Raw genomic sequence first — 13864 nt, 5'->3', positions numbered from 1 at the left:
TGCCGGCTTAGCTCAATTGGTAGAGCAACTGACTTGTAATCAGTAGGTTGTCAGTTCAAGTCCGACAGCCGGCACTCTTATCCATATAAGAAAAATTGATGTCCTTTTTAATAGTAGCAAATTGGAAAATGAATGGAACGCGTTCTTCATTTGTTGACTTCATAGACAAACTTAATGATAAGAGCAACAAAATTACCTCTAAATTAGTAATTTGCCCTCCTTTTACATCATTTCCAAGCAATATAGAGTTGGACAACAATATTAAAATAGGAGCACAAAACTGCCATCATAAAAAATCTGGTTCTTATACAGGCGAAATTAGCGCAGAAATGTTAAAGGAGCTAGGATGTAGTTACGTAATACTTGGACATTCTGAAAGAGCTCATGAAACAGATAGTGAAATAAAACTGAAATCAGAAACAGCAATAGAATCAGGCTTACACCCAATCATCTGCGTAGGTGAAAACTCAGAAGATTATAAAAATAAAAAAACAAAAGAAGTAATAGAATATCAGTGTAAAAACCGTTTGCCAACACATGGTGAATATACCATAGCATACGAACCGATATGGGCAATAGGAACAGGAAATGTGCCAAATAATGACGCAATTGCTGAGGTGATAGAGACAATAAAATTTTGTACTGGTAAAAAACACATTATATATGGTGGTTCAGTCAGCTCAGAAAATATAGAAAATTTACTCAGTATTCCAAATTTATTAGGAGTTTTAATTGGTAGTGCAAGCTTAGATTTTGATCACTTTTATAAAATTATACAACAAGTCGAGAAAAATTTTTCTCTTATTAATTCTAAAAATAGATAATACTCAATATAGGAATAGGTCTATCACGTGCGTCTCAGCAGATTCCGCTAACATATAGTGAGATTGACGGTTGTCAAGGCGACACTGATTTCTATACAAAAGTGGTGTCATCTAAATACTGACACTGATTTCCATCCAAGACGGTGTCATTCCAGTGCCCAGACACTGGAATCCAGAAAAAGTAATTTCAACCAAGTGATAAAGGCTGGATTCCAGCATCACGCGCGCAGCTGTACGAACATTATCTGTAAGAAGATGTCATCCCAGTGCCCAGACACTGGGATCCAGTTAAATTTGCGAGTATAAAAGTAGCTGCTTTATGTTAAAATACAACGTTTCTGATGGTGATGGAAAAATGGATTCCAGTGGGCTTTGTTGCATCACTCAAGAGAAAAGAACTGGCAGTTACTGACGAAATTCACTATAAAACAGGCATTTAACCTACGAAAGAAAAATATGCCAACTAAAATGAAGATCAGTAACTGCCATGAATATAACAGATTTCTGCAAGAAAGAGGAAATATTTTTCATTTTATTAATGGAAAATTGGTACGAAAATAGCCCCAAAATGCGAGGTGGAAATTATATTTATAGTAATAAAGTTGTGATTTTAGTGCATATAGTCGCTAGTCTCTTTAGAATTGGCTTAAGACAAACGGTAGGGTTTATAAAAGGATATTTGCAGCAAGTAGGAAAGGGCTTAGCAGTCATTAGCTATTCGCAGGCTTCAAGAAGGTTTAAAAAGCTCAATATTAAGATCAATGATTGCAGAGTTGATAAAAACAATATGGAAGATATTGCAATTGCCATAGACAGCACAAATTTATAATAACACCCCTGGCTACAGTAAGGAAAATAGGAAAGTATCGCAGTTATAAACAGGTAAGATGTAATATTGAGTATAAATAGTAAAAAAGCTATAGCTGCACAATATAGCAATGGTCAACCATTACGGTACTTGCTGACTTGATTTCAGCATGCTAAAAAGCATTATATGCAGACAGAGCCTATGATAGGCGCAAGCTTTATAAATTGTATATGATATAAAGACAAAAATTTTACCGAAAAATCGTGCAGCGGAGCATACAAAATTGGACTATATGGCTGAAAGGAATGCTGCCATTAGATTATGTGGTAAAGAAGGTGTGAAAGAGTGGAAAAAGGAAGCAATTTATGGGAAAAGGTCATATATTGAAGGATTTTTCTCAAGCAAATATTTGTTTAGAAATAGATCTGAAGTAAATCGAGAAAAAGAGTTGCTAATAAAATGTTACTTACTCAATAAATTTACTGATATTGGCATGGCTAAGTTTGAGGTAGTTTCATGAATTTATTATGCTTTACCCACTATCCGATAAGCGATGCAACAAAGCCATCCCAGTGTCAAGCACTGGAATGACACCATCTACTACTCAAATTACCTGCAAATTGCAATTTTCGTACGATTGTGGGGTTATAGCTTAGAAAATTAACGATATTTTATTCCCCGGTGAACGCTCTATTTTGTTTTCCAACTCCAGTTCCAAAAGAGCCATTAGAGCTATGTTGGTAGAAAGTCCGCTTGCTAATATAAGTTCATCTATATCAACAGGTACAGAGTTAATATGATCAACTATAACAGATTTTGCCTGTTGTAATTTTCCTTGTTTTTGGTCAGCAACGATATCAAATAGACTTTTTTGCTGAGGAGGTAAACTAAACCTAATACTCTCTATTATGTCATCAGCGGATTCAACAAGTTTAGCGCCGTTTTTAATTAAATAATTACTACCACTACAGCGTGAATCTAGAGGGAAACCAGAAACTGCAAACACCTCTCTTCCTTGATTCAAAGCAAAATCTGCTGTGATGAGAGAACCAGACTTTTTTGATGCTTCAATTACCACAACACCGAGTGACAGGCCAGATATAATACGATTCCTTTGAGGAAAATACTGAGGCTTTGGTTTAGTAGTAAATGGAAGCTCAGTAATTACTAATCCGCCATTTTCAGTGATTCTTTTGTATAGATCAAAATTCTCTTTTGGATACACCACATCAATTCCGCTTGCTGTAACAGCAATAGTGGGATGATTTTTGTATATTACACTGTTTGCTGCGGTATCGATTCCTTTTGCAAGTCCAGAAACGATAACAAAACCAGCTTTGCTTAAATCAAGTGCTAGTTTACTGGCAAAATTTCTTCCATTCATCGAAGAGTTACGACCACCAATTATTGCAATTATCTCACGGCTTAATAATGATACATCACCAAGCACGGTTATTACAGCTGGACAATTCGTTATATTCCTTAAAATATCGGGGTAACTTGGGTCACATGCTGGTATTATTTTGGCTCCAATTTTTTCTGCACTCTTAATTTCTTCTTTTGCACTTTGAATTCCATAATCCTTATTAGCTAACTCATTAAGATATTTAAGCACTTCATCTAGCGACCCACATGCTCTTAGTATACTAAAAAACTTTACTGGTCCCACAGCTCTAGCCAAGCTTAGCCATATTTCTAGTTCTTCGTTATTTAATTTATTTATCTTCATAAAAGGCTTGAATTTCTTATCAATTTAGTGTACCCAAGATAATGTAAATATACAGTGTTTTATGACGCATTTTGTTACAGATAAATGCATAAAATGTAAATATACGGACTGTGTAGAAGTATGTCCCGTTGACTGCTTTTATGAAGGTAAAAACATGCTTGTGATTAACCCAGATGAGTGTATTGATTGTGGAGTGTGTATACCTGAGTGTCCAGTAGATGCAATTGTAACTGATGATTCCATAAAAGATATTCTAGAGCTAGATGAAAGCTTACTGAATAATGAACAAAAAATCTTTAAATTATTTTATAACATAAACGTAGAATATTCGCAAAAATGGCCAAATATCACAGCTAAAAAGCAACCCCTAGATACAGCAGAAGAGTATAAAGAAAAAAAGGATAAAACAGCTTATTTTGATGAAAATTTAGAATAATATTAACAAAAAAAAAGATTAAACTCCTTGCATAGCCATATGAAAAACTAGCAGCTCGTTCTTCTTTTTCATTCCGGCGCATAACGCACAATCGTACGAACCATAGGCGTCAAGTTAAGAGAATACGCCCAATATAGCAACCATTTAGGTAGATATCTTATTTGTTATATTTATTTTTTAAGAAATCTTGATCTAAAATAAGATAATTTTTTTTAAAGAGTCTATAAATTACTAATTTTATCGTTTAATGTCTAAAATAATTTTTACCGCTTCTCTTCTTTCTTATGCCACTTTTCCTTAACTTGACGCGTATGATCGTACGAACATTGTAATTTGAGTCCACCAAGAAAGATGTCATTCCAGTGCGTGACACTGAAATCCAGCCTTTATTATTTGGTTGAAATTAAGTCTTCTGGAGCACAGTGTCTGGGCACTGCCATCATAAAGGAGCCAGTTTGCATGACACCACTTGCTGCCTGCAAATTGCAATATCTGTACAGCTGTACGTAGTATAGAATTTTTCAAAACGTTTTTTCTATTGAAGATAAAAGTATCTTTTATATATGCTATATAGCAAAATACAGAATGCTTATGGTTCCAACTATAGCAATTTTAAGTGGTGGATTTTCTTGCGAAAGAGAAATATCGCTTATAAGCGGAAAAGCAATAAAGAAGGCGCTTGATAGTCTTTCATATAATGCAATAGAAATAGATGTTGATAGCAACATTGCTGAAAAGCTTAGAAAAATTAATCCGGGCCTTGCTTTTATCGCTCTGCATGGACCTTATGGTGAAGATGGTTGTATTCAAGGTTTATTGGAAATCTTAGGTATAAAATATACACACTCCGGAGTTATGGCTTCGGCTGTTGCGATGAACAAGGCAATGTCAAAACATATATTTCGGTCTCTTAGTATCGACACTCCAAAAGGTTATGTAATTAGTCGAGAAGATGTGCTAAAAAATAATATTAAAATTGATTATCCGTACGTCTTAAAGCCGATTAACGAAGGCTCAAGCATTGGAGTACACATGATTTGCTCGCATGAGGATTACTTAAAATTAAAAAATATGTTTGCAGCGCGTGACCAGAAAGAAGAACCAGTGTCAAGCTACTCGAATGACAAGGAAGGAGATACTTGGATGACAAAAGACTACTCAAGAGACTTGATGATCATAGAAGAATACATACCGGGTATAGAGTTACATACTGCTGTGTTGCTAGATGAAGCCATTGGCACTATGGAAATACGACCAAAAAATAAATTCTATGATTATGAAGCAAAGTATACAGATGGATTTGCAGAACATATATTTCCTGCTGAAATTCCTGGCAATATATATAAAATGACCTTGAAACACGCACTGAAAGTTCACCAATTTTTAGGATGCAAAACTATTTCCCGCTCAGACTTCCGTTATAATCCAAAAAACAACACTTTAAAAATGCTTGAGATTAATACACATCCTGGCTTTACTGAATTATCGTTAGTGCCAGAAATTGCAAAATTGACAAAAGGAATCAATTTTAATGAATTAGTTAAAATTATTATTGAAGCAGCACAAAAATGTTAGAGATTAAGTAAATGTTGAGCAATGTTACTAGAAGCCAAAGGAGTTTTTTGCGTAAGTGTGCCTTGGTTGTTATCATAGCACTTTTTCTTACGCTAATACTCTACAGCTCACTTGATAAAATAATAAATCGATTTAATTGCTACTTTACCTGGTATAATGATCACTTATCCAACTTATTACTCAGCAATGGATTTTTAATCGATAAAGTAGTTGTCACCGGCAACAAATTTACAAATGAAAAGGACATTATAAGTTTGGTAGATAGAACGCAACCTATCATGTATATATCACTCTCAAAACTTATAGATAATATACAATCTGTAAGCGAATGGATAAAATATGTAAGAATTTATAGAATTTTGCCTAATATCTTACACATTGATGTAGATGAACATACACCTTTCGCTCTCTGGAAAGATGATAACAGAACTTCAGTAATTGATTCTGAAGGTAAAGTGATCGTAAATGACTACCCGATAGATGACCTCGTTGTAATCAAAGGACAAAATTCGTTATCAAACCTAAGATTCATTAAAGATATGCTAGAGAGAAAAACTCAATTAAGAGATCATATTTCTTCTTGTATTTATGTAGGAAATAGAAGGTGGAATATCGTACTTGATGACAATTCTACAGTAAAATTGCCTGAAGATAATCCTTATAGCGCATGGGATTATTTAAACCACTTGCAAAATACAACTGACTTTACTTTTAGCAATTGGAGCATAATTGATATGCGTGTTGCTGATAAGATCTTTGTAAAAAGGTAGTGCTCCTTTTCTTGTCATGCAAGTAGCTATAGCTCTTTTCACAATAATCCGAACAGATCATAATATGCTACTAGCCTACTATAGGTATAAACACATATCTTACCCTGTTCGGACTATTATAAGAAAGGCTATACATACTGTAATTGCTATTGAATGATGGAGAGACATACTCCATTATTTTAGCACGAAGTAACAAATTCAATGAATTAGTTCTTCAAGAATAATTTAAACTTTTACAGTAGGAGTAGTCTCATGAAACATTATAGCGGGTTAGATGTCTCACTCAAAGAAACTTTTATTAGTATCATTGATGAGAAAGGAAAAATTGTTAAAGAAGGGGTTGTTGCAAGTGAAAGCAGTGCAATAGCTGATTGGTCAAAACAAAAAATACGAGTCCATAGGAATAGAAAGCGGGCAATTATCAATATCGATGTGCAAAGAGTTTTGGATTACCAGTAACTTGTGTAGATGCAAGGCATATGGCAGCAGCATTATCTGCGAGAATCAATAAGAATGATAAAAATGATGCAAGAGGCATAGCACAAATGATGAGAGTTGGGCTATTTAAGGAGGTATTAGTAAAATCAGACGAAGCTTGTCAGGTTAAAATAATACTTGGAAGCAGAAGACAATTAATACGTTGCAGAGAGCAAATTGCGGGAACAATAAGGGAAAATATACGGGATAAAAGTTAATCAACGTCTTAGTTCTGCAAACTTTGCTTTAAAAGTGCAAGAAATGGTTAATAATCTAGATGAAATTAGCCAAACCTCAATTGAATCATTAGTACATAGTTTAGAAATAATAGAAGAATCAACAAGAAAACTTGATAAAATGCTCTCAGAACAAAGCAAAAAAGATGAGGATTGTAAATTATTAACTACTGTTCCAGGAGTTGGTATTATAGTAGCAATGACATATAAAGCTGCAATAGATGATCTGCATAGGTTTGAAACATCTTATACAGTTGGAGCCTATATGGGATTAAGTCCAAGACAGTACGCTTCTGGTGAGATTGATCGACACGGAAGTATATCAAAAATGGGACTGTAGGAATATGTTATATGAAGCCGCGCAGGTCTTACTGGTAAAATGTAAAAGGACATTTAAATTAAGAAGCTGGGGATTGAAGCTTAAAAAGAAAAAGGGCATGAAAAAAGCAATTGTTGCAGTAGCAAGAAAATTAGCCGTGATTATGCACAAGATGCTAATCGATAGAAAAGAGTTTTGCTATCAATAAACACTAAAGAAGTATAAAACAATAATTTTACTGAAAGTAAATGCCGATGGAAGGGATAAGCAAGAGGATAAGTTGAAGCATAGACTTCGTGGCCGTCCACTTCCGCCTAACAAGTATAGTGCTACAATATAAATTAGCCATATTAGACCGCGGAGAGAACAATGGAAGCATGCTACTTTTAACTTATATTAAGACTATAGAGGAAAAGAATGATACCTTAGTTTTTATAAGCTTAATGAATATGTGGTTTAAGTTTGTGTGGACGCACATATTCATTGGCTACATAGTTTAAAAGAGATTAATTGGAAATTAGTGTTGATGTTTTTATTGCCAATAAAACCTCTTTTGATTGAATAAGATAATACAATAATAAATAAAAGGTTGTATTAGAGCTGAATTTTACATCAAAAAATATTTTTCATGATACAAAAAATTATTGTTGACTTTTATGCAATTAGAGAACTTTTCCTGTTATTCTAGTGCGTAACACTGGAATCCAGTTTTCTTTACAAATTTACTAAAGTAGGGTGTCATGCCAAGTAGGATGTCATTCCAGTACTGGAATCTAGCTTTTTCGTAATCATTGGAAACGCTGTATTCTAACATAAAGCAGCTACTTTTGTGCTTACCAACGTAATAAAATTCCTGGATGCCAGTGTCTGGGCACTGGCATCCTGCAGATAATGTTCGTGCAGCTGTGCCTCATGCGCTGGCTCTCTTAAATTACTCTAACTATAAATATTAATAAATTTACTAATTGCAAAAAAGGCAAAAGAACCCCCACGTAGTGAGTTTGACCCTATAATAATTTAAACTGGCGCTGTAATAATGTGCTAACGCTTAAAATAAGCGCGTTTTGGCTGAATGTAGAAAAAATAAAAAAGACATGCAGCCGCTATAATTTTATGTAATCCGCCAATAAGTACCCTAAGTTTTTTACTGAATTTTTGTCATTGAGCCTGCAGGTCAAAAACAAGTTTTGAGTCATAAATACCCTTATTGTCATGATAAGTGAACTAACGAAATTTGTAAAGGAGTTTTTGTTCCTACGGATTAGAAAGTTAGCATTCTGCTAGTCATATTCTTTACCTTGCTTTACAACAATGCATCTTTTCATTCCAGCCAAATCATATATGTATTCTTGAAAAGCTAGTCCATACGAGGGTATTATTTTGTCAATATTGCTTTGATCTTCGCCTATTTCCAGTATTGCAAACCCATCTTTTTTAAGGCACTTTCTCAATATTGGAAAAATACTCAAGTAACAGTTCAATCCGTCAATACCTCCATCAAGAGCAATTCTTGGCTCCTTTTGTACTTCAGCTTGCAGATCTTTTAATTTACTTCTTTTAATGTATGGGGGATTGCTTATTATGAGATCAAATAAGCCTCTACATTCTGTCCACGAATTTGGAAATATTTTAGCTCTGCTGAGAAGATTATGTTTCTTTGTGTTCTGGTAGGCAATTTTGTATGCTTCCAGGCTTTTTTCAAAACCAACTCCAATAGCATATTCATACTCACTAAGCACGGAGATCAACAAACAACCTGTGCCTGTGCCAAAATCTGCAATTTTTATTTTTTGCTTCTTATTCGGGTAATATTTTAATACTGTCGAGATTACTGTTTCACTATCTGGCCTTGGATCTAGAACATGTTGGTTAACTATAAAATTTTTACTCCAGAATTCACGATTACCTACTATTTGCGATATTGGATATTTTTCTACTCTTTTTTTTGTTAATTCCCAGAATAAAAGTTCTTTGTTTCTTGGTACATGATTGGTGTGATTCATGATTATGAATGATCTTTCTACTCCAAGTACATGCTGCATGATGATTTCACAATCCAAATGTGATGATTCAATTCTATGTGACGATAGTAGCTTCGATCCTTCCTGAATTAAAGCGTGATTGTTTTCATTATTCTAAAAATGTGTTCCTTTTAGCTAAGGACAGCAAAATTAAGTGTAAAACTTTGAACTTAGGATAGCTGCACTCAATCCCAGTGTCAAGCGTAGGATTGTAAAAATCGTCTGGATTTACTAAGTAACCTGGTTAATTCAATTGGTGTTAATGTGAGAAGCTCTTGGTTCTGTTATAAGCAATATTCTTTGCATATTCTGTGGTAGCCTTCACACTATATCCATACTAATTTAGCTATAGCAAGTGAAGCGATAATTTTTTGATATTTAAGCTAATCTGCGCTTTGGCATATGACTATCAGTAGCTTTCAAAGCAGTTAGGCTGAGATTATTAGAGTGATAATGTTTATTTTTATATTGACTATTGAGGTTTATTATTTTATAACTAGAGACTTAGTTATTTTGAGAGCTTTGAGTTTATAACATATGCCTACGATAAATCAATTGATGTCTAAAGGTAGATCAAGATTGATCTGCAAGAAAAAGGTACCAGCTTTAGGAGAATGCAATCCTCAAAGGAGGGGTGTTTGCACTAAAGTATATACCACAACTCCTAGAAAGCCTAATTCAGCGCTACGCAAGGTAGCTAGAGTAAAAATTAGTGGATATGGTGAAGTGACGGCTTATATACCTGGTGAAGGTCATAATTTACAAGAGCATTCTGTTGTTTTAATACGTGGTGGGCGGGTTAAAGATTTGCCAGGTGTGCGTTATCACATAATAAGAGGTGCTCTTGATCTGCGTGGTGTGCAAAATCGAAAGAAAGCTCGTTCAAAATATGGTGTAAAGAAATCTGGTTAAAATTTATGGCTCGTCGTAATAAAGCAAAAAAAAGAACAAGTCCTGATTCTCGTTATGGCAGTGTCTTGCTTATGCGTTTTATTAACACAATTATGAAATGTGGTAAAAAATCTATTGCAGAAAAGATTGCTTATAGTGCTTTATCTTTAGTTGAAAAGAAAATAGGCAAAGGTGCTTTGTCAATTTTTGAAACAGCAGTAGAAAATGTTACCCCTTCTATAGAAGTGCGTTCTCGACGTATTGGTGGTGCAACTTATCAAGTGCCTGTTGAAGTTCGGCAAGAGAGGGCGATTTCTTTAACATTGAGGTGGATTGCTAGAGCAGCTTCTGATACTCGACAAAAGAGTGGCAAAACTACTGTTGATTGTCTGCAATCTGAAATACTAGATGCTTATAATAAATGCGGTGGTGCGTTTAAGATGTGCGAAGAAAAATATAAAATGGCTGAAGCTAATAAGGCATTTTCTTATCTTCGTTTTTAATTTTAGCTGATTGATTGTAATATGGAAATTTTAATATCTAGGTATAGAAATATAGGGATAATGGCTCATATAGATGCTGGTAAGACTACCACAACAGAGCGTATTTTATTTTATACTGGTAAACAAAATAGAATTGGTGAAGTGCACGATGGTGCAGCTTCTATGGATTGGATGGAGCAGGAGAAAGAGCGTGGTATTACAATTACCTCTGCTGCAACAACATGTTTTTGGAATGATCATAGGATTAATATAATAGATACTCCTGGTCATGTTGATTTTACTATTGAAGTTGAGAGATCTTTAAGGGTTTTAGATGGTGCGGTTGCTGTATTTGATGGAGTTGCTGGAGTTGAGCCCCAATCTGAGACAGTTTGGCGTCAAGCTGATAAATATAATGTTCCTCGTATCTGCTTTGTTAATAAAATGGATAGAATAGGGGCAAATTTTTATCGATGTGTCAATATGATAAAAACGAAGCTTGGTGCAGCACCTTTAGTTATTCAGTTACCAATAGGAAGTGAGAAAGATTTTAAAGGTATAATCGATCTCATTTCTATGAAAGCCATTATATGGCAAGAAGAAACGTTAGGCGCTAAATTTTCTTATGAAGATGTTCCTTCTGATTTGTTTGATAAGGCTCAAGAATATCGAAATTTTTTATTAGATGCTGCAGCTGAGATGGATGACGAGGCGATGAATACTTACTTTGAATCTAATGATTTACCAGTTGATTTATTGAAAAAATGTGTGAGAAGTGGGGCCATTAAAGGAAAATTTGTCCCTGTATTATGTGGATCAGCTTTTAAAAATAAAGGCGTGCAACCACTTTTAGATGGTGTGGTTGATTTTTTACCTTCTCCTATTGATGTTGATGTAATTGTTGGAACTGATCCTAAAGATTCAGAAAAGAAAATTGAGATCAAACCTTTAGAAAAGGAGAAATTCGTTGCTCTTGCATTTAAAGTGATGACAGATAAATTTGTAGGCAGTTTGACATTTATTCGTATTTATTCTGGTAAATTGAGATCTAAATCTATCGTGTTAAATGCAGGGAAAAATGAGACTGAAGGGATTGGTAGAATGCTGCTTATGCATGCAAATAACAGAGAAGATATAAACGAAGCTAAAGTTGGTGATATAGTTGCCTTGGTTGGATTAAAGAAAACAACCACCGGGGATACTTTATGTTCTGTTGATTTTCCTATATTATTGGAGCGTATGGAATTTCCTGAGCCTGTTATTGAAATTGCTATAGAACCTAAAACTACTTCAGATCAGGAAAAATTAGGTGTTGCTTTGAATAGATTAGTTGCGGAAGATCCTTCTTTAAGGATATTAGTGAATGCGGAAAGCGGTCAGACTATACTGAAAGGTATGGGTGAATTACATCTTGAAATTATTATAGATAGGCTAAGGCGTGAATTCAATATTGGTGTTAATGTTGGTGCACCTCAAGTTGCATATCGTGAAACTATCACTAAATCTGTTGAAATTGATTACACTCATAAAAAACAATCAGGTGGTGCTGGTCAGTTTGCTAAGGTTAAAATAAAATTTGAACCTCTTGAGCCTGGTTCTGGGTTTCAATTTGAAAGTAAAATTGTAGGCGGTGCAATTCCAAAGGAATATATTCCTGGTGTACAAAATGGTTTGGAATTGATAAAAGAAGGTGGTATCATTTCTGGCTTTCCATTGATTGATTTTAAGGCTATTCTTCTTGATGGTGCTTTTCATGAGGTTGATTCTAGTCCTTTAGCTTTTGAACTTGCTGCTAAAGGTGCTTTTAAAGAGATGGCGAATAAAGCTGGTCCAAAAATGTTAGAGCCTATAATGAAGGTTGAAATCATTACACCTGAAGAGTATATGGGTGATATAATGGGTGATGTAAATAGCAGAAGGGGGCAAGTTTTGAGTATGGAAACGCATAATAGTAGTACTATAATTCTTGCTTTTGTACCTCTTGCAAATATGTTTGGTTATATAAATATTTTGCGTTCTATCTCTCAAGGAAGAGCTCAATATAGTATGCATTTTTCTTGTTATGAACAAGTGCCACAATATGTAGTTGATGAGTTAAAGTATAATTAAAGGGTAGTAATTATGACAGCAGTAGTAGAAGCATTTGACAAGCCGCATGTAAATGTGGGAACGATAGGACATGTGGATCATGGAAAGACAACGTTAACAGCGGCAATAACAAAACATTACGGGAACTTTATAGCATATGATCAAATAGATAAAGCGCCAGAAGAAAGAAAGAGGGGAATAACAATAGCAACAGCGCATGTTGAATATCAGACGGAAAAAAGGCATTATGCACACGTTGATTGTCCTGGGCACGCTGATTATGTAAAGAATATGATAGTAGGTGCAGCACAGATGGATGCAGCAATATTGGTGGTGTCGGGGGTTGATGGGCCAATGCCACAAACGAGAGAGCATATATTGCTGGCAAAGCAGGTGGGTGTTGGATATATCGTGGTATACATAAATAAAGCTGATGTTGCTGATGCTGATATGATAGATTTAGTGGAAATGGAAGTGAGAGAGTTGCTGAGCAAGTACGGATTTCCGGGGGATGAAGTACCTGTGATAGTTGGTTCAGCACTCAAGGCGCTGGAGGATGATAGCAGTAAATATGGAAAGAAATCAATAGACAAATTGATGGGAAAATTAGATGAATATGTGGAGATTCCACCAAGGCCTGTAGATTTACCATTTTTATTGCCAATCGAAGATGTATTTTCGATATCGGGGCGTGGGACGGTAGTAACGGGAAGGATAGAAAAGGGAGAGATAAAAACAGGTGATGAGATAGAGATAATAGGTCTAAAAGCGACGCAAAAGACGATATGTACTGGTGTAGAAATGTTTAAGAAGTTGCTGAATAAGGGGAGTGCGGGGCTGAATGTAGGGATATTACTAAGGGGGACAAAGAGAGAGGAGGTGGAAAGAGGGCAAGTATTAGCAAAATCGGGGACAATAACGCCGCATAAGAAATTTAATGCGGAGGTATATATATTGAAGAAAGAAGAAGGAGGAAGGCATACACCATTTTTTGCGAATTACCAGCCACAGTTTTATTTAAGGACAACGGATGTAACTGGGAGCATAAAATTGCTAGATGGGAAGGAGATGGTAATGCCAGGAGATAATGTGAGTGTAGAAGTAGAATTGCAAGCACCAATAGCAATGGATAAGGGGTTGCGTTTTGCGATAAGAGAAGGTGGTAGAACTGTTGGTTCTGGTGTGGTTTCGGAAATTTTGGAGTAAGA

General features: G+C 35.1%; 12 protein-coding genes, 1 tRNA gene and 3 pseudogenes. 14 read left to right on the top strand and 2 right to left on the bottom strand.

Annotated features, from left to right (window positions below; genetic code table 11):
• Position 1: 1 nt before the first annotated feature.
• The 3 genes and pseudogenes from wVul_RS02585 to wVul_RS10445 all read left to right on the top strand — a co-directional run bounded on the left by wVul_RS02585 (position 2) and on the right by wVul_RS10445 (position 2152).
• Positions 2–74 (top strand) — tRNA-Thr (locus wVul_RS02585).
• 24 nt (positions 75–98) lie between these two features.
• A complete protein-coding gene (locus tag wVul_RS02580) occupies positions 99–824 on the top strand; it encodes a triosephosphate isomerase (protein ID WP_047759017.1) in 726 nt (241 codons plus the stop codon).
• A gap of 456 nt (positions 825–1280) precedes the next feature.
• Positions 1281–2152 (top strand): annotated as a pseudogene (locus tag wVul_RS10445) (transposase).
• Positions 2153–2284: 132 nt separating this feature from the next.
• Here wVul_RS10445 and dprA read toward each other — a convergent pair.
• Positions 2285–3361 (bottom strand): DNA-processing protein DprA, encoded by a 1077-nt coding sequence (gene dprA / locus wVul_RS02565; RefSeq protein ID WP_047759016.1) that lies wholly within the window; start codon positions 3359–3361, stop codon positions 2285–2287.
• Between the two features lie 61 nt (positions 3362–3422).
• On the opposite strand from dprA, the gene wVul_RS02560 reads away from it, so the two are divergent.
• The 7 genes and pseudogenes from wVul_RS02560 to wVul_RS08420 all read left to right on the top strand — a co-directional run bounded on the left by wVul_RS02560 (position 3423) and on the right by wVul_RS08420 (position 7382).
• Positions 3423–3797, top strand: coding sequence for a ferredoxin family protein (locus wVul_RS02560; RefSeq protein ID WP_047759015.1), 375 nt, complete (start codon positions 3423–3425; stop codon positions 3795–3797).
• A 585-nt stretch (positions 3798–4382) separates the two neighbouring features.
• Positions 4383–5379, top strand: a pseudogene (locus tag wVul_RS02555) (D-alanine--D-alanine ligase).
• A gap of 4 nt (positions 5380–5383) precedes the next feature.
• A complete protein-coding gene (locus wVul_RS02550; RefSeq protein WP_047759014.1) occupies positions 5384–6142 on the top strand; it encodes a cell division protein FtsQ/DivIB in 759 nt (252 codons plus the stop codon).
• Positions 6143–6394: 252 nt separating this feature from the next.
• A complete protein-coding gene (locus wVul_RS02545; protein ID WP_047758971.1) occupies positions 6395–6601 on the top strand; it encodes a hypothetical protein in 207 nt (68 codons plus the stop codon).
• A gap of 20 nt (positions 6602–6621) precedes the next feature.
• The gene (locus wVul_RS08430; protein ID WP_153295449.1) at positions 6622–6837 is read left to right on the top strand and encodes an IS110 family transposase; all 216 of its coding nucleotides are present in this window, start codon (positions 6622–6624) and stop codon (positions 6835–6837) included.
• A 43-nt stretch (positions 6838–6880) separates the two neighbouring features.
• Positions 6881–7195 (top strand): transposase, encoded by a 315-nt coding sequence (locus wVul_RS08425; RefSeq protein WP_153295451.1) that lies wholly within the window; start codon positions 6881–6883, stop codon positions 7193–7195.
• Between the two features lie 4 nt (positions 7196–7199).
• On the top strand, positions 7200–7382 hold the full coding sequence (locus wVul_RS08420) for a hypothetical protein (RefSeq protein ID WP_153295453.1): 183 nt from the start codon (positions 7200–7202) through the stop codon (positions 7380–7382).
• A gap of 1072 nt (positions 7383–8454) precedes the next feature.
• On the opposite strand, the pseudogene prmC reads toward wVul_RS08420, so the two are convergent.
• Positions 8455–9305: pseudogene (gene prmC / locus wVul_RS02535) on the bottom strand (peptide chain release factor N(5)-glutamine methyltransferase).
• Between the two features lie 427 nt (positions 9306–9732).
• Between prmC and rpsL the strand changes: the two are divergent.
• From rpsL to tuf, 4 genes are read left to right on the top strand one after another with little or no spacing between them, the layout of a single operon-like run.
• Positions 9733–10107 (top strand): 30S ribosomal protein S12, encoded by a 375-nt coding sequence (rpsL, locus tag wVul_RS02530; protein ID WP_047759012.1) that lies wholly within the window; start codon positions 9733–9735, stop codon positions 10105–10107.
• A gap of 5 nt (positions 10108–10112) precedes the next feature.
• On the top strand, positions 10113–10589 hold the full coding sequence (gene rpsG, locus wVul_RS02525) for a 30S ribosomal protein S7 (protein ID WP_047759011.1): 477 nt from the start codon (positions 10113–10115) through the stop codon (positions 10587–10589).
• Between the two features lie 21 nt (positions 10590–10610).
• Positions 10611–12677: an elongation factor G gene (gene fusA / locus wVul_RS02520; protein ID WP_047759010.1), complete on the top strand. Its 2067-nt coding sequence runs from the start codon at positions 10611–10613 to the stop codon at positions 12675–12677.
• A gap of 12 nt (positions 12678–12689) precedes the next feature.
• Positions 12690–13862, top strand: a complete 1173-nt coding sequence (tuf, locus tag wVul_RS02515; RefSeq protein ID WP_047758937.1) for an elongation factor Tu — start codon at positions 12690–12692, stop codon at positions 13860–13862.
• Positions 13863–13864 lie beyond the last annotated feature (2 nt).

This window comes from Wolbachia endosymbiont of Armadillidium vulgare str. wVulC (assembly GCF_001027565.1).
Classification (GTDB): domain Bacteria; phylum Pseudomonadota; class Alphaproteobacteria; order Rickettsiales; family Anaplasmataceae; genus Wolbachia.
The sequence above is the reverse complement of the archived record's forward strand: the minus strand, read 5'-3'. Positions and strand labels throughout refer to the sequence as shown.